Consider the following 16148-nt stretch of genomic DNA (forward strand, 5'->3'; position numbering starts at 1 on the left):
TATTTGATTTTAAAGGCTGTCTACGGTTAATAGACAGCCTTTTATTTTTATCCAATCAATTGTGTGAATAAATCCTGATTATCATTCAAATATTGAAATTCAAAGCCGTTTTGAGTCATTTTTAATTTAATTGGCATAATGTCGTTTTTGTTTTTTAATTCCAAACCAACAACTACCGAACCAACTTCACGACTGTTTTTCTTTGCAAATTGAAAATAGGTGATATCGTCGTCTGGACCTAAAATATTGTTTACAAATTCTTTCAATGCTCCAGGACGTTGTGGAAATTGGATCATGAAATAATGCATCAAGCCTTCGTAAAGCAATGAGCGTTCTTTTATTTCGGCAGTTCTTTCAATGTCGTTATTGCTTCCGCTGACAATGCAAACTACATTTTTACCTTTTATTTTGTCTTTATAAAAATCCAAAGCGGCAATTGTCAAAGCGCCGGCAGGTTCTACAACCATGGCTTCTTCATTGTATAATCGCAAAATTGTGGTACAAACTTTTCCTTCAGGAACCAGAATAATATCTTCTAAATTATAACGACAGATTTCAAAAGTTTTATCACCAACTTGTTTTACAGCGGCACCGTCAACAAATTTGTCGATTGTTTTTAAAGCTGTATTTTTATTTTCTTCTATTGAAGTTTTCATTGAAGGAGCTCCTTTTGGCTCAACGCCGATGATTTTTGTAAGCGGACTTAAATGTTTAAAAACTTCGGATAGGCCAGAAGCCAGTCCGCCACCGCCAATTGGAACAAAAACATAATCGATTGGTTCTTTAAAACTTTCGAGAATTTCCAAGCCAACAGTTCCTTGTCCGGCAATTACTTTTTCATCGTCAAAAGGATGAATAAATGTTTTGTGATTTTTGATAGCATCTGCAGTTGCCGAAGCGTAAGCATCATCAAAAGTATCTCCGGTCAAAACAATTTCAACAAATGATTTTCCGAATAATTGAACTTGTTTTACTTTTTGTTTCGGAGTGGTTTTCGGCATATAAATTTTGCCGTTTATTTTAAGAAGATTACAAGAATAAGCAACACCCTGAGCATGATTTCCTGCGCTGGCACAAACAATTCCGTTTGATTTTTCTTTTTCGTTTAATGAAGAAATCTTATTGTAAGCGCCTCTGATTTTATACGAACGAACAATTTGTAAATCTTCTCGTTTTAATAAAATCGTAGATTTGAATTCGTCTGAAAGATTCAAATTTTGCGTAAGCGGAGTTGCGGCAACTACATCTCCAAGTTGCTTTTTCGCATTAAGTACTTCATTAAATAAATCCATAATAGCTGTTTTTTTTCTTAAAATAAAAAACCTCCCGTTTTGGGAGGTTTTCATAAAATATATTTTACTTATTTATATAACACCTCGCCATTATTGCTGAATTGCAATAATGCTGATAATAGCGATAATAATGTTATTAAAATTTGTCATTCTTTAGCTGATTGAAAAGCAAATGTAATTAATTATTTTTTTACTGGTGGATACTGTGCTAAAATTTTGGTCACAAATTCAGTAATTCTGGCATCTTTTTTATCTATGTTTTTGTATAAAGTACCAATGCCTTGGCCTTGCCAGATCATTTCTTTCTTTTTAGCATCAATGAAATCAATGAACAAAGTTCCTTCGGTGTATCTTGATACTGATGTTCCTCCGTACATATAAGGACTGTATCCCCATCCCCATCCGTAACCCCATCCATAACCGTATCCAGCGTAAAATTGATTTACATCAACTTGTTCTTTGGCTTTGGTAAAAATGTTTATTAGGATATCAGGATTTTCGCTTTTGGTAAAACCTTTAGCTTGCATTTGATCGTCAATTGCATGAAGAATTCTTTTTTTGTCCAAATCAGATATTTCAACCTTATCAATTCCGGGCTTAAAATAAGCATAAGTCTTATAAGGCGTAAAATCTACGGTTTTATCGTAGTCAGAGTAAGCACTAACCGTGTCACACGACGCAGCAAGTATCAAAAGCAAAAAAATCGGAATTAATTTGAATGTTTTCATGTTATTAGAAATTTAATGTTCTCTGTTTTATGAGTAACTTTTGTTTACAGCAGACTTTCGTCAACAATATTAGGTAAAGTTACTTTTAGTAAAGGCTCAACTTGCATGGCTCTTTTTATGGCAAAAATAGCTTCATCATTTCGAGCCCAGCTTCTTCTTGAAATTCCGTTGTTGACATCCCAAAAAAGCATTGATGCTAAACGTTTTGAAGCTTCTTTAGAACCATCAAGAACCATACCAAATCCGCCATTTATAACCTCTCCCCAGCCAACTCCACCGCCGTTGTGAATCGATACCCAAGTAGCACCTCTAAAGCTGTCTCCAATTACGTTATGGATTGCCATATCGGCTGTAAAACGTGATCCATCGTAAATGTTTGAAGTTTCTCTGTAAGGTGAATCAGTTCCTGAAACGTCGTGATGATCACGTCCTAAAACAACTGCACCAATTTCCCCTTTTGCAATTGCTTGGTTGAATGCTTCAGCGATTTTAATTCTTCCTTCTGCATCAGCGTAAAGAATTCTAGCTTGAGAGCCTACGACAAGTTTGTTTTCCTGCGCACCTTTAATCCATTTGATATTATCCTGCATTTGTTGCTGAATTTCATTTGGTGCTGTTTTTGCCATTTCTTCTAAAATTTGAGAAGCAATAGCATCGGTTTTTTGCAGATCTTCAGGCTTTCCAGAAACACAAACCCATCTAAAAGGTCCAAAACCATAATCAAAACACATTGGTCCCATAATATCCTGAACATAACTTGGATATCTGAAATCAATTTTATTTTCGGCCATAACATCAGCGCCTGCACGGGAAGCTTCTAACAAAAAGGCATTTCCGTAATCAAAAAAGTAAGTTCCTTTTGCGGTGTGTTTGTTGATTGCCAAAGCTTGTCTGCGCAATGATTCCTGAACTTTTTCTTTAAATAAATCAGGATTATTTGCCATCATTTCATTGGCTTCTTCAAATGAAATCCCAACTGGATAATAGCCACCAGCCCAAGGATTGTGTAGTGAAGTCTGATCTGAACCTAAATCAATTTTGATGTTTTCTTTATCGAAACATTCCCAAACGTCAACTACATTTCCTAAATAAGCAATGGAAACCGTTTCTTTATTGGCTTTCGCCAAAGCTACTCTGGCAACCAATTCTTCAGTCGAAGTAACAATTTCATTTATCCATCCCTGTTCGTGACGGATTTTAGTGATTTTCGGATTTACTTCGGCGCAGACCGTAATACAACCTGCAATATTTCCTGCTTTTGGCTGCGCGCCTGACATTCCGCCCAATCCAGAAGTCACAAATAAGCTTCCTTCAGGATTTTGTTTTATTTTTCTGAAACCGTTCAAAACTGTAATCGTAGTTCCGTGTACAATTCCTTGCGGGCCAATGTACATATAACTTCCGGCTGTCATTTGTCCGTATTGTGAAACTCCTAAAGCGTTCATTTTTTCCCAATCGTCCGGTTTAGAATAATTCGGAATAACCATTCCATTTGTTACGACAACTCTTGGAGCTTCTGAATGCGAAGGAAATAGTCCCATCGGATGTCCTGAATACATCGTTAAAGTTTGCTCATCTGTCATTTCAGACAAATATTGCATCGTCAATAAATATTGAGCCCAGTTTTGGAAAACGGCTCCGTTTCCTCCATAAGTAATCAATTCATGTGGATGTTGTGCCACAGCATAATCCAAATTGTTCTGAATCATGTGCATGATTGCTTTCGCTTGCAAAGATTTTCCTGGATATTCGTCGATAGGACGCGCGTACATTCTGTAATCAGGACGAAGACGATACATATAAATTCGTCCGTATTTTTCTAATTCTTCTGAAAATTCGGGAATTAATTCAGCATGATGTTTTGGATCAAAATAGCGTAACGCATTTTTTAAAGCAAGTTTTTTCTCTTCTGTCGAAAGAATTTCTTTTCTCTTTGGAGCGTGATTAATAGCAGGATCATACGCTGCCTTTTGAGGTAATATATTTGGAATTCCTTGTTGTATTTGTTCTTTGAAAGTCATTTTTTTTAAAGATTCTAAGATGCTGAGATTCTAAGCTACTAAGGTATTGTGCTTAGATTAACAACAGATTAATTTTTTGTTTTTTTTAGATTTTGTCGTTCCACTGGTGCTCAAATGTGACCAACATTTTATTGAGTGCAATTGGAAATGGGATTTTTTTTTAAATTATCTAATTTTCAAATTGGCACATTTTCTAATTAAAAAACTAGGGATAACGGATATCCGACCTATGATAAGACTTGTGGATTTTAATCCTGAATTTTCGTGAATGGATATCCATATGATATTTTAGATTTTAGAATTATCTGATTGACACATTTTCAAATTGCCAAATTATCTAATTTGCTTTTTTTCTTATTTCTCCTGTTCTTTTATCAAATCCGTAAGGACAATGACGGCAGCCGCTTTTGCAGCAGTAACCACGTTTTAAGTGGTGTTTTTCAGTAAAGCACTTGTAACCTTCAGACGTATAGTAAAAATCTTCTCCTTCGATTAATTTATTTTCATTACTTTGCTCTTTCATAAATCTGCTTCGGGTTTTTGTTTCATTATTCAAAAATCAAAAATAAGTATTTGATTGAGATTTTAATGAAATCAAATAATTTTATAGCTACAAATTTATAAATTTTACAGCCAATGTTTCTGATTGTTGCCAAATATTTAATTCCGAAAGGATATCGCGGGATGGCTGTTTTTCCGTTTGTTTTGGTAAAATATGATTTTGATAAAACAAATGGAGTTTTTGTCAATCATGAAAAAATCCATTTAAAGCAGCAATTAGAACTTTTGGTAATTCCGTTTTTTATCTGGTATTTTTTAGAATATCTAATTCGTCTAATTCAATATAAAAATGGCGCTTTGGCGTATCGGAATATCAGTTTTGAAAGAGAAGCTTACGCCAAAGAAAATGATTTAAATTATTTGAAAAACCGATCATTTTTTCAGTTTCTGAAATATATCAAACACAATAAGCTTTAAGATATCAAGACATGAATTATCACTTTCGACTTTTGACTTTCGACTTTCAACTTTAAAAAATGAATCCAGTTTTCAATCAACATATTTCGATTGATTTTCCGAATGATATTTCACTGACAATAAAACGGGAAGATCTTATTCATCCTTTTGTTTCGGGAAATAAATTCCGAAAATTAAAATACAATTTGCTTCAGGCGAAAGCCCAAAAAAAAGACATTTTACTGACTTTTGGAGGGGCATTTTCGAATCATATTGCAGCAGTAGCATTTGCGGGAAAAGAACAAGGTTTTAAAACTATCGGAATCATTCGTGGGGATGAACTTTTTGATAAAATCGAAGAAAATCCAACGCTGAAATTCGCTCAGGAAAACGGAATGCAATTTGAATTTGTTTCAAGAGAAGAGTATCGTTTAAAAAACGAAGATTTCTTTATTGAAAAACTAAAAGACAAGTTTGGAGACTTTTATTTAGTTCCCGAAGGCGGCACAAATGAACTCGCTGTGAAAGGCTGTGAAGAGATTTTAACCAATGAAGATTCGGTTTTTGATTATGTTTGCTGCGCTGTTGGAACGGGCGGCACAATCTCCGGATTAATAAATAGTGCGTTGCCAAATCAGAAAATTTTAGGGTTTCCGGCGCTAAAAGGTGACTTTTTAAACGATGAAATTCGTATTTTTGCAAAAAAAGATAACTGGGATTTAATTTCTGACTATCATTTTGGAGGTTATGGCAAAATAAATTTGGAATTAATCGAATTTATAAATGCTTTTTTTGAAGAAACAAAAGTGCCATTAGATCCAATTTATACAGGAAAGATGGTTTTTGGCGTTATAGATTTAATAAGCAAAAATTATTTTCCTGCACATTCAAAAATTTTACTCATTCACACCGGCGGATTACAGGGAATTGATGGAATGAATATGAAGTTGAAGCAGAAGAAATTACCAATACTCATAACCAATGATTAAAAAAACTGTATTACTTCTCGTAATATTAGCCTTAGCAAGCTGCTCATCTAGCAAGCCTGCCATAGCGACGACTAAAAAAGCGGCAGCAGTTCAAGCCAGAACAGCTTCAGTTAAAAGAAATACTCCTGCCAAGCCAATCGGAAAAAATTATCCTTCTACAAATAATACAACTGAAGTTATTCAATCGACTTCAAAAACAGTCGTAACCAGCGATTTAGTGAATTCTTACATCTTGCAATATAAAGATATTGCAATGGGAAATATGCAAAAATATGGTATTCCTGCGAGTATAATTTTGGCTCAGGGAATATTAGAATCGGGTGCAGGAAAAGGAGATTTGGCTGTCGATGCCAATAATCATTTCGGAATTAAATGTCATAAAGATTGGCTTGGAGAAAGTGTTCGCCATGATGACGATGCAGAACAAGAATGTTTCAGAAAATATAAAGAAGCCTCAGAATCGTATCGCGATCACGCTTTGTTTTTAGTTGGAAAAAAGAGATATGAATCTTTGTTTACTTATGAAAAAGACGATTACAAAGCTTGGGCAAAAGGACTTCGAGCTTGTGGTTATGCAACAGATCCAAATTATCCTGACAAATTGATAAGTTATATTGAGCGTTATAATCTGCATCAATATGACTGCCAGATTACGGGAAAAAATTATGTTGCAATCAATAAAACGGCTCCACCAAGAAAATCATCTTATGATGTGAATTCTGATCCAAAGATAAATTTAGACTCAAACGACCCGAATTTATACGAAGTTCAAAAAGGAGATACACTATATTCAATTTCAAAAAAATTCAATTTATTGGTCGATGATTTAAAACAAAAAAACAATCTCACTGATAATGCGATTTCAATTGGACAGAGGCTTAAGGTGAAATAATTATTCATTGTTAATTATTAATGAAAAGCAAAATCTCAATTGGAATTTTTATTTTGGTAATAGTTGCAACAATTAGATGTTTTTGTGGAATCTATCAGCATGATGAATTTCCTGAAAAACATTTTTTTATAAAACATAGGCCAACTTGGAAATGGACTTTTTATTCGCCAATTGGAATGTCGGATAAAAAGATTGAAGAGCTTTCAGAAGAAGAAAAAAGAGAACAAAAATATTTTAATGAGTTTGTTTTAGAACAAGGTTTAAGTCGATAAATTAAATCTAAAATCTAAACTCTAAAATCAAAAATTAAGAATGTTATATAAAAGAAGTAGTCAGCTTTTTGCTGAAGCAGAAAAAGTAATTCCGGGAGGAGTAAATTCACCAGTAAGAGCATTTAAAGCAGTTGGCGGAACTCCAATTTTTGTAAAAAGTGCGAAAGGTGCTTATTTGTATGATGAAGACGGAAATAAATTAATAGATTATATCAACTCTTGGGGACCAATGGTTTTAGGTCACGCTTATCAGCCAGTTGTTGATGCCGTAATCGAAAAAGCAAAACTAGGAACTTCATTTGGAATGCCAACAGAATTGGAAACAGAAATCGCAGCTTTAGCAGTTTCTATGGTTCCGAATATTGATAAAATCAGATTTGTAAATTCAGGTACAGAAGCTTGTATGAGTGCGATTCGTTTGGCTCGTGGCTTTACAAAAAGAGATAAAATTATCAAATTTGCAGGATGTTATCATGGACATTCTGATTCATTTTTGATTCAGGCAGGAAGTGGAGCCGTAACTTTTGGTTCGCCAAATAGTCCAGGTGTTACCGAAGGAACTGCAAAAGATACTTTATTGGCAAAATACAATGATTTAGAAAACGTAAAAACGTTAATCGAAGCTAATAAAGGCGAAATTGCTGCAATTATTATCGAAGCAGTTGCAGGAAATATGGGATGTATTCCGCCTGCAAAAGGTTTCTTAGAAGGTTTGAGAGAATTGTGTACAGCAAACGGAATCTTATTGATTTTTGATGAGGTTATGACCGGTTTCCGTTTAGCGCGCGGAGGAGTTCAGGAATTGTATAATATCAATGCAGATATTGTAACTTTCGGAAAAGTAATTGGAGGAGGACTTCCGGTTGGAGCTTTTGCTGCACGTGAAGAAATCATGAATTATTTAGCGCCTCTTGGACCTGTTTATCAGGCAGGAACATTATCTGGAAATCCGCTTGCAATGGCTGCGGGATTAGCGATGTTGCAGGCTTTAAATAATGATCGTGAAATTTTTACCCGTTTAGAAGAAAAAACAGCGTATTTAGAAGCAGGAATCGACAGAGTTTTGAAAGCCAATAATGTTGTTTTTACGATCAATAGAGTAGGTTCTATGATTTCTGTTCACTTTGATGCAAATCCAGTTACAGATTTTCAAACTGCTGCAAAAGGAGATAACGAAACGTTTAAGAAATTCTTTCACGGATTGTTGCAGGAAGGAGTATATATTGCGCCATCAGCATACGAAACTTGGTTTATTACAGATGCTTTGACGTATGAAGATTTAGATTTTACAATTAATGCAATCGACAAAGTTTCGAAAACATTTTAAATCAATTAAAAAATATTTATCAAAGGTTCAGTTTTATCAGCTGAACCTTTTTTTATTATTATAATACTTATTTTGTAGTTAATAAAAAGTTAATGAAGCTGTATTGTCTTGTGTTATTGTAATCAAAAATTATTTTTGTTTATCAAATAACCATAAAACCTGCAATAAATGAAGAAATTTTTCATTTTATCTACAATAGCGGCATTTGCGCTATTTCCAACAAACCAATTTGCCCAATCGAAAAAGAAAAAAGACGAAACTCAAACTGCTCCGCCAGAAAAGAAACCGGAATCAACAATTAAAGAATACAGCAAAGTAATTACAAAAGATGCTGTTTCTGATGAAGGACTTTTTACGGTTCACAAAGTGGATAAAAAATACTACTTCGAAATTCCGAATAAATATTTAGATAAAGATATGCTCTTGGTAAGCAGATTAGCGAAACTACCTTCGAATTTAGGAGGAGGTTATGTAAATGCTGGATCTGAAACGAATGAGCAATTAATTGTTTGGCAACGTTTTCAAGATAAGATTCTAATCAAATCAAAATCATATAATTCGGTTGCAAATGATGCTTTGCCTATAAGTATTTCAGTAAAGTCAAACAATTATGAACCAACATTATTTGCTTTTGATATTGTAGCTTTCAGCAAAGATTCGGCTAATACTGTAATTGATGTAACCAAATTTTACAGTACAGATGTGAAAGCAATCAGCGGAATTTCAGCGGAAATGCGCGAAACGTACAAGGTAAAAGGATTGGATGATTCGAGAAGTTTTATCAATAAAATTAAAAGCTTTCCGATGAATATTGAAGTCATTCAGGATATGACTTATAATGCTTCAAAACCATCAATGTTGGAGGATACAGAATCAATCAGCATTCAGATGAATCAATCGATGATTTTATTGCCAGAAGTTCCAATGCAACCAAGATTAGCCGATCCTCGTGTGGGCTTCTTTACAGTTAGCCAATACGATTATGGAAGCAATGAATTGAAATCGGATCTTAAAACCTATATTAGACGCTGGAGATTAGAACCAAAAGATCCAGAAGCTTACGCAAGAGGAGAATTGGTTGAACCAATAAAACCAATTGTTTATTATTTAGATCCTGCAACTCCTGAAAAATTGAAAAAATATATCAAACAAGGAATTGAAGAATGGCAAAAACCTTTTGAAACTGCTGGATTTAAAAATGCGATTATTGCAAAAGACGCACCGACAAAAGAAGAAGATCCAGATTTTAGTCCAGAAGATATTCGTTATTCTGTGATTCGTTATGTGGCAAGCACGACAAGAAATGCAGTCGGACCAAGCGTTTCCGACCCTAGAACAGGCGAAATTATCGAAAGTGATGTAATTTGGTATCACAACCATTTACGTTCATACAGAAACCGTTATTTGCTTGAAACTGGAGCGGCAAATCCATCGGCAAGAACTTTGCAGACAAGCGATGAAGAAATGGGCGAAATGATGCGAATGGTAATTGCGCACGAAGTAGGTCACGCACTAGGTTTTCCACACAATATGGGAGCAAGTTCATCATATGATTGTGAAAGTTACAGAAACGGAGCTTTCACACAGGAAAATGGTATTTCTCCAAGTATAATGGATTATGCACGCTATAATTATATTGCACAGCCTGGAGATCAAAATATTCGTTTTATTCGTAAAATGGGGGCTTATGATCATTATGCGCTTAATTGGGGGTACAGAGTAATTCCGAATGCGAAATCTCCTCAAGATGAAAAAGCAACTTTAGATAAATGGATTTTAGACAAAGCCGGAAATCCAATTTATAAATTTGGAAAGCAGAGCAGTACGTTTGATCCTTCTTCTCAAACAGAAGATATCGGAAATAATTCAATGAAAGCCAGCACATACGGAATGAAAAATCTGGAATATGTGGCAAATCATTTGAGTGAATGGACTAGTAAAGTGACAAATGATTATGAAGATTTAAGCGAGTTATACAAAGAAATGTTAGATGTTTGGGGAAGATATGTCGGGCATGTTGTAACCAATGTTGGAGGTGTTTATGAAAATACGAAAAACCCAAATCAGACAGGAAATGTATATGAAGTTGTTCCAAAAGCAAAACAAATTGAAGCAATGAACTGGCTTCAGGCAAATGCTTTTGCATCACCAACTTGGATTGTCAATATCAATACATTAAAAAATACAGGATATGCAGGTTATACGGAGACTTTTAGAAATATTCAGGTTCGACATTTGAACAATTTGCTGAGTCTGCCTCGTATTGGAAGATTAATGGATAATGAAATTCTTGGCGCGGATACTTATAAAGCTTTGGATTTCTTCAAAGATCTTCGAAAAGGAATTTGGAAAGAAGCTGCTTCATCAACCAATGTCACTATTTATCGCAGAAATCTGCAAAGAGCTTATATTGATCGAATGGGCGGCTTAATGACAGAAGAAATTAAGCCAAATGATCGATCTGCAACCTATTATAATGCTGCACAATCTGATCTTAGAGCTTTGGTTAGAGGAGAATTAAATGCTTTGAAAAAATCACTTGTAACGGCAAAAGCGACAGCAGTAAATACAGAAACAAAATACCATTATGAGGATTGCATCAAGCGAATTGATTTGATTTTAAATCCAATTAAATAATTATAATATAAAAACAAAAAAGAGGCTTTTAAAGCCTCTTTTTTTATGAAAGTAAATTAGTTGCTTTCCTCTTTGTATTCTCTCATTTTTTCTCTTGCCTTGTCTTTGTTTTCCTCCTGAATTTTTTTCCATTTAGTGTATTGGTCAGCATTTAGGATCGATTTCATTTTAGCGTCGTTTGCGTCTCTTTCAGCTAACATATCTTTTTTAAAGGTTTCTCTTTCAGCAGCGGTTAGTTTAGTTCCATTTTCTTTATTTGCCTGACGAGCTTCTCTTAGTTTTTCTGCTTTAGCGCTTCTGTCAGCTAAAAGCTGTTTCACCTGAGTTTGCTGATTAGCATCTAAGTTTAATTCAGAAGTTAATTTTTTCAGTTGTTTTTCATTACGCTGTTCAGGCGTCATTCTTTCTCTTTGGTCACGTGCTGGCTTTTGATCCATGTCTTGTGCAAAAGATGCTACTCCAACAAATAACATAGCGGCGATAAATAGTTTTTTCATGATTAAGTTTTTTTAATTGTTTATAGGAATAAGACTTTTTGAAATTAAATAGGTTTAATTGGATTGTGAGAATTATAGTTTATTTAACAAATTGAGAAAGAGCAAATAATGAAATCAAATAAAAAAATAATTATGAAAAAGTCTGATTTTAAACGCTTTGATTTTTTGTTGTTTTTATGGATAATTTTATTGTTTTCAAATGGCAGTTTAGAAATATAATCAAATAATTAAAACTTAAAATGCCATATTTATGACTTATTGATGTTATTAGATTAAGTTCATTAATTTAAAATTGCAAAAAAAAAATTAGATGAAAATGAAAAAAGATGAAATATTTGGTGAAATTATGTATGATGAACTTTGGAAAGGATTCACTCAAATAAGCATGTTTGATGAAGTTTACAAGGTGAGTTTGGATATTTACGGAGAAGAAGATGCGGAAATAGATTTTATACAAAAGGAAGCATTTGTAAAGTTTACCGAAAAAATGCCAGAAATTATGAGGCAAGTTGAAAGTCATATTTTTAAATATTATTTACAAAACATTGAAGATTATCGGGCGATGAGAACAAGTATTGATGATGCCGATAAAGTCGCTCCTAAAATTTCGACAATTGAAGAATTGAAAAAATTGGTGATTCCACTATCTATATTAATTCAATATGATTTTGGGGATGATATTAGAAGAATAGGTATTTTATGCGATTGTACTTGGGAAACAGAACATGGATTAGGAATTAAAATTGAAAATGAAAAAGTTGTGGAAACTGGTCTTCAAGATATTGTTTTGTAAATCGATTAAAACAGGTACACGGATAAAAGTAATTTTTATGAAACCTTTTTTGAAATAATTCCTTAATTTTAAGAAACTATTCAAAATCAGATTTCATGACTTCATCCAACAATAAAATCGCCTTTTTTTCCACACAGCCTTACGATAAAGCGTTTTTCAATAAATACAATGCCGATTTTGGTTTTGAATTAGATTTCTTCGAAACACAATTGAATCCGCAAACTGTGATTTTAATTGAAAATGCTACAATAGTTTGTGTCTTTGTTAATGATATTGTAAACGAAGCCGTAATCAAACAATTGGCAGAAAAAAACGTAAAAATTATTGCTCTGAGATGCGCTGGTTTTAACAATGTCGATTTAGAAGCGGCAAAAAAATACAACATAAAAGTCTGCCGTGTTCCGGCTTATTCACCGCAGGCTGTAGCCGAACACGCAATGGCAATGATTTTAACTTTAAACCGAAAAACTCATAAAGCTTATAACAGAGTTCGGGAGCAAAACTTTTCATTAAACGGTTTGTTAGGTTTTGATTTGTTCGGAAAAACAATCGGAATTATTGGAACGGGAAATATCGGTAAGGCATTTGCTAAAATTGCATTAGGTTTTGGCTGTAAAGTTTTGGCATATGATATTGTCGAAAATGATGAAATGATTAAAGATGGAGTTTCGTTTGTTAGTTTAGAAGAGATTTTTAGATCAAGTGATATTATCTCGCTTCATTGTCCGTTAAACGATCAGACGAAGCATGTAATCAATAAAACTTCAATTTCTTTTATGAAAGAAAGCGTGATGATAATCAATACCAGCCGTGGCGGATTAATTGAAACGTCATCTGTTATTGAAGGTTTAAAAGAAGGAAAAATTGGTTATTTAGGAATTGATGTTTACGAACAGGAAGAAAAACTGTTTTTCAGAGATTTATCAGCAGACATTATACAGGATGATGCGATTCAGCGATTAATGAGCTTCCCGAATGTTTTGGTAACAGCGCATCAGGCATTTTTTACCAACGAGGCTTTGACACAAATTGCTTTAGTGACTTTTAATAATATAAAATCGCTATTGGAGAAAAATGACATTGAAAACAAAGCTGCATTGTTGGTTTAAATTGTCAAATATTTTTCGTAATTTAATTAGTTGTTAAGGAAAATGTAGATTTTAAAAATTTCAGATTATGAAAAGTAAAATTCTAATTTTAATCGGAATTCTGGCATTTTATTCCTGCCAAAATAAAAACGAATCAAAAAATATAATTAAAACTATTGTTCAGGATACTTTGTCAAAAACTGTTGGCGGAACAGCTAATTTAAGCGATGCGCCTTCAAGAGATGATAAAGCAGTTGAATTGATCAGAAAGCAGTTGAATATTTTGCTGGAGAAAGATTTGCCTGCGATGACAAAAGCAGACCGATTTTTTTATTATCAAGCTTTTGATTTAAACAATGATGATAAAAATGAATATTTTGTTGGCTTTTCAAATTCGTATTTCTGCGGAAGCGGCGGCTGTTCTGGTTATATTTTAAATAATGATGGAAGTCTAATAAATCGCTTTTCAGTAACGGATTATCCAATTCTTATAGCGAATACATCCACTGAAAATTTTTTTGATTTAATAATAGAAAGCAACCGTGAGTTTCATATTGTAAGAATGAAAGACGGGAAATACCCATCAAATCCATCAGTTCAGGAAATTTGGAAAGGAGTAACTCCAAAAGAAAGTGCAAAGGTTCTGGATATTACAGATAAAAAAATGGAGAAATATTCTTTTTAAAATACAAAACCCGACAGGTTTTTAAAAGCTGTCGGGTTTGAATATTAGTTAATTTGGATTTTTTTTAAATTATCCGACCAATTCCACAAATTTAAACTCGCCGTCAACGATAACTTTAGTCAAACCATGTTTTGATAGGTTTTTCATAGATGCATCCCATTTTTTACCGCTTAAGTTAGCCGTAACTTTAAGTTGTCCTAATTCCATTTTATTTTCATTTCCTTTCAATAAAGTAATGATAATTTTTTCTTCGTCAGACAATTCAATCTGAGCTAATTTTTTCTCCGGACGCATTTGCGGGAACAATAAAACTTCCTGAATAGAAGCGTTGTTTGTCAAATACATAATCAAACGATCCATTCCAATTCCCATTCCAGAAGTTGGGGGCATACCGTATTCAAGCGCTCTTAAGAAATCTTCATCGATAATTCCGTTTGCTTCATCATCACCTTTTGCAGCCAAACGCATTTGATCTTCAAAACGTTCTCTTTGGTCAATTGGGTCATTTAATTCAGAATATGCATTTGCAATTTCTTTACCGCAAACCATTAATTCAAAACGCTCAGTCAAATCTGGATTATCACGGTGCTCTTTACAAAGCGGCGACATTTCTTTTGGATAATCAGTAATAAAAGTTGGCTGAATATAATTTCCTTCGCATTTTGCTCCAAAAATCTCATCAATTAATTTTCCTTTACCCATTGTTTCGTCAACCTCGATTCCCATTCCTCTTGCAGCTTCAAACAATTCCTGTTCAGTTTTTCCAGAAATATCAAAACCAGTAAAATGTTTGATAGAATCAGTCATCGTAACGCGTGCATAAGGCGCTTTAAAGTTGATTTTGTGCTCACCAAAAGTTACTTCGCTTGTACCATTTACAGCAATTGCACAATGCTCTAATAAACCTTCGGCAAACTCCATCATCCAGTTGTAGTCTTTATACGCTACATATATTTCCATTGCAGTAAACTCAGGATTATGCGTTCTGTCCATTCCTTCGTTACGGAAGTTTCTAGAGAACTCATAAACACCTTCAAATCCACCAACAATTAATCTTTTTAAGTATAACTCATTCGCAATACGCATGTAAAGCGGAATATCAAGCGAATTATGATGCGTAATAAATGGTCTCGCCGAAGCACCACCAGGAATTGACTGCAAAACCGGAGTGTCAACTTCAAGATATCCAGCATCATTAAAATAACCACGCATCGCGCTGAATAACTTTGTACGTTTGATGAAAGTTTCTTTAACCTGTGGATTTACAGTTAAATCCACATAACGCATTCTGTAACGCAATTCAGCATCATTGAAAGCATCGTGAACGTTTCCTTCTTCATCAACTTTTGGTAAAGGAAGCGGACGTAACGTTTTACTCAAGAAAGTAAAACCGCTCACGCGAATACATTTTGCACCAACTTGTGTTGTAAACAATTCACCTTCAATACCAATAAAATCACCTAAATCGGTTAATTTTTTGAATACCTGATTGTATAAAGTTTTATCATCACCTTCGCATAAAACATCACGATTCACGTACAATTGAATACGTCCTTCGCTGTCTTGTAATTCAGCAAAACAAGCCTTACCCTGATCACGAACACTCATCAAACGTCCCGCAACGATAACCTTCTTACCCTCCTCAAATGTGTCCTTTATCTGCTTCGAAGTATGATTTACAGGAAAAAGATTAGCCGGATAAGGATTGATTCCTAAGTTGCGTAAGTTCTGAAGTTTTTCTCTTCTAATGATTTCTTGTTCTGATAATGCCATTTTGTGCTCTGTTTTTTAAGTGTGCAAAGATAGTTTTTAAGTCGCAAAGTTGCAAAGTCATAAAGTCTAAAGTTTTAGAAAAGAGTAATGTTTTTTATTAGAAGCAGAAAAAACAGTTTTTTATTGGCTCTTGTCCCGCTATTCGCTTGTATCTTTTCCTTCCGCCACGGCGGAAGAAAAAGGATACCGCTGCTATC

Annotated in this window: 15 protein-coding genes; 9 read left to right on the top strand and 6 right to left on the bottom strand. The window is 34.0% G+C overall.

Annotated elements, in window-relative coordinates; genetic code table 11:
* Nucleotides 1-47: 47 nt before the first annotated feature.
* From ilvA to FN795_RS11065, 4 genes are all read right to left on the bottom strand, one after another.
* Entirely contained in the window at nucleotides 48-1292 is a 1245-nt protein-coding gene (ilvA, locus tag FN795_RS11050) for a threonine ammonia-lyase IlvA (RefSeq protein ID WP_142450640.1), read from the bottom strand.
* Nucleotides 1293-1474: 182 nt separating this feature from the next.
* The gene (locus FN795_RS11055) at nucleotides 1475-2020 is read right to left on the bottom strand and encodes a DUF4136 domain-containing protein (protein ID WP_035651920.1); all 546 of its coding nucleotides are present in this window, start codon (nucleotides 2018-2020) and stop codon (nucleotides 1475-1477) included.
* A 44-nt stretch (nucleotides 2021-2064) separates the two neighbouring features.
* Nucleotides 2065-4041 carry a urocanate hydratase gene (locus FN795_RS11060; RefSeq protein WP_142450641.1) on the bottom strand — a complete coding sequence of 659 codons (1977 nt, stop codon included), beginning with the start codon at nucleotides 4039-4041 and terminating at the stop codon, nucleotides 2065-2067.
* A gap of 337 nt (nucleotides 4042-4378) precedes the next feature.
* Complete coding sequence (locus FN795_RS11065) at nucleotides 4379-4564, bottom strand: DUF5522 domain-containing protein (RefSeq protein WP_142450642.1); 186 nt, start codon at nucleotides 4562-4564, stop codon at nucleotides 4379-4381.
* Nucleotides 4565-4677: 113 nt separating this feature from the next.
* Between FN795_RS11065 and FN795_RS11070 the strand changes: the two genes are divergently transcribed.
* From FN795_RS11070 to FN795_RS11095, 6 genes are all read left to right on the top strand, one after another.
* Nucleotides 4678-5019 carry a hypothetical protein gene (locus tag FN795_RS11070; RefSeq protein ID WP_142450643.1) on the top strand — a complete coding sequence of 114 codons (342 nt, stop codon included), beginning with the start codon at nucleotides 4678-4680 and terminating at the stop codon, nucleotides 5017-5019.
* 59 nt (nucleotides 5020-5078) lie between these two features.
* Nucleotides 5079-5987, top strand: coding sequence for a 1-aminocyclopropane-1-carboxylate deaminase/D-cysteine desulfhydrase (locus tag FN795_RS11075; protein ID WP_142450644.1), 909 nt, complete (start codon nucleotides 5079-5081; stop codon nucleotides 5985-5987).
* The gene (locus FN795_RS11080) at nucleotides 5980-6879 is read left to right on the top strand and encodes a glucosaminidase domain-containing protein (protein WP_142450645.1); all 900 of its coding nucleotides are present in this window, start codon (nucleotides 5980-5982) and stop codon (nucleotides 6877-6879) included. Before FN795_RS11075 ends, FN795_RS11080 begins: the two co-directional genes overlap by 8 nt.
* Before the next feature lie 20 nt (nucleotides 6880-6899).
* Nucleotides 6900-7151 carry a hypothetical protein gene (locus FN795_RS11085; RefSeq protein WP_142450646.1) on the top strand — a complete coding sequence of 84 codons (252 nt, stop codon included), beginning with the start codon at nucleotides 6900-6902 and terminating at the stop codon, nucleotides 7149-7151.
* A 40-nt stretch (nucleotides 7152-7191) separates the two neighbouring features.
* Nucleotides 7192-8478: a glutamate-1-semialdehyde 2,1-aminomutase gene (hemL, locus tag FN795_RS11090; protein WP_142450647.1), complete on the top strand. Its 1287-nt coding sequence runs from the start codon at nucleotides 7192-7194 to the stop codon at nucleotides 8476-8478.
* A 168-nt stretch (nucleotides 8479-8646) separates the two neighbouring features.
* Nucleotides 8647-11115 carry a zinc-dependent metalloprotease gene (locus FN795_RS11095; RefSeq protein WP_142450648.1) on the top strand — a complete coding sequence of 823 codons (2469 nt, stop codon included), beginning with the start codon at nucleotides 8647-8649 and terminating at the stop codon, nucleotides 11113-11115.
* A 56-nt stretch (nucleotides 11116-11171) separates the two neighbouring features.
* On the opposite strand, the gene FN795_RS11100 is transcribed toward FN795_RS11095, so the two are convergent.
* The gene (locus FN795_RS11100) at nucleotides 11172-11612 is read right to left on the bottom strand and encodes a hypothetical protein (RefSeq protein ID WP_142450649.1); all 441 of its coding nucleotides are present in this window, start codon (nucleotides 11610-11612) and stop codon (nucleotides 11172-11174) included.
* 316 nt (nucleotides 11613-11928) lie between these two features.
* On the opposite strand from FN795_RS11100, the gene FN795_RS11105 reads away from it, so the two are divergent.
* The 3 genes from FN795_RS11105 (at nucleotide 11929) to FN795_RS11115 (ending at nucleotide 14178) form a co-directional block, all read left to right on the top strand.
* Nucleotides 11929-12405 carry a DUF6985 domain-containing protein gene (locus FN795_RS11105; protein WP_142450650.1) on the top strand — a complete coding sequence of 159 codons (477 nt, stop codon included), beginning with the start codon at nucleotides 11929-11931 and terminating at the stop codon, nucleotides 12403-12405.
* Nucleotides 12406-12500: 95 nt separating this feature from the next.
* Nucleotides 12501-13514 carry a 2-hydroxyacid dehydrogenase gene (locus FN795_RS11110; protein WP_142450651.1) on the top strand — a complete coding sequence of 338 codons (1014 nt, stop codon included), beginning with the start codon at nucleotides 12501-12503 and terminating at the stop codon, nucleotides 13512-13514.
* A gap of 67 nt (nucleotides 13515-13581) precedes the next feature.
* On the top strand, nucleotides 13582-14178 hold the full coding sequence (locus tag FN795_RS11115; protein ID WP_142450652.1) for a hypothetical protein: 597 nt from the start codon (nucleotides 13582-13584) through the stop codon (nucleotides 14176-14178).
* A gap of 69 nt (nucleotides 14179-14247) precedes the next feature.
* Here the strand turns inward: FN795_RS11115 and lysS are convergent, their stop codons facing one another.
* Nucleotides 14248-15951 carry a lysine--tRNA ligase gene (gene lysS, locus FN795_RS11120; RefSeq protein ID WP_142450653.1) on the bottom strand — a complete coding sequence of 568 codons (1704 nt, stop codon included), beginning with the start codon at nucleotides 15949-15951 and terminating at the stop codon, nucleotides 14248-14250.
* Nucleotides 15952-16148 lie beyond the last annotated feature (197 nt).

Source organism: Flavobacterium resistens (assembly GCF_900182645.1).
Classification (GTDB): domain Bacteria; phylum Bacteroidota; class Bacteroidia; order Flavobacteriales; family Flavobacteriaceae; genus Flavobacterium; species Flavobacterium resistens.

Excerpts from the sequence above, each read along its gene's own strand:
- ilvA (WP_142450640.1), bottom strand. The coding sequence starts at position 1,292 with ATGGATTTATTTAATGAAGTACTTAATGCGAAAAAGCAACTTGGAGAT.
- FN795_RS11055 (WP_035651920.1), bottom strand. The coding sequence starts at position 2,020 with ATGAAAACATTCAAATTAATTCCGATTTTTTTGCTTTTGATACTTGCT.
- FN795_RS11060 (WP_142450641.1), bottom strand. The coding sequence starts at position 4,041 with ATGACTTTCAAAGAACAAATACAACAAGGAATTCCAAATATATTACCT.
- FN795_RS11065 (WP_142450642.1), bottom strand. The coding sequence starts at position 4,564 with ATGAAAGAGCAAAGTAATGAAAATAAATTAATCGAAGGAGAAGATTTT.
- FN795_RS11070 (WP_142450643.1), top strand. The coding sequence starts at position 4,678 with ATGTTTCTGATTGTTGCCAAATATTTAATTCCGAAAGGATATCGCGGG.
- FN795_RS11075 (WP_142450644.1), top strand. The coding sequence starts at position 5,079 with ATGAATCCAGTTTTCAATCAACATATTTCGATTGATTTTCCGAATGAT.
- FN795_RS11080 (WP_142450645.1), top strand. The coding sequence starts at position 5,980 with ATGATTAAAAAAACTGTATTACTTCTCGTAATATTAGCCTTAGCAAGC.
- FN795_RS11085 (WP_142450646.1), top strand. The coding sequence starts at position 6,900 with ATGAAAAGCAAAATCTCAATTGGAATTTTTATTTTGGTAATAGTTGCA.
- hemL (WP_142450647.1), top strand. The coding sequence starts at position 7,192 with ATGTTATATAAAAGAAGTAGTCAGCTTTTTGCTGAAGCAGAAAAAGTA.
- FN795_RS11095 (WP_142450648.1), top strand. The coding sequence starts at position 8,647 with ATGAAGAAATTTTTCATTTTATCTACAATAGCGGCATTTGCGCTATTT.
- FN795_RS11100 (WP_142450649.1), bottom strand. The coding sequence starts at position 11,612 with ATGAAAAAACTATTTATCGCCGCTATGTTATTTGTTGGAGTAGCATCT.
- FN795_RS11105 (WP_142450650.1), top strand. The coding sequence starts at position 11,929 with ATGAAAAAAGATGAAATATTTGGTGAAATTATGTATGATGAACTTTGG.
- FN795_RS11110 (WP_142450651.1), top strand. The coding sequence starts at position 12,501 with ATGACTTCATCCAACAATAAAATCGCCTTTTTTTCCACACAGCCTTAC.
- FN795_RS11115 (WP_142450652.1), top strand. The coding sequence starts at position 13,582 with ATGAAAAGTAAAATTCTAATTTTAATCGGAATTCTGGCATTTTATTCC.
- lysS (WP_142450653.1), bottom strand. The coding sequence starts at position 15,951 with ATGGCATTATCAGAACAAGAAATCATTAGAAGAGAAAAACTTCAGAAC.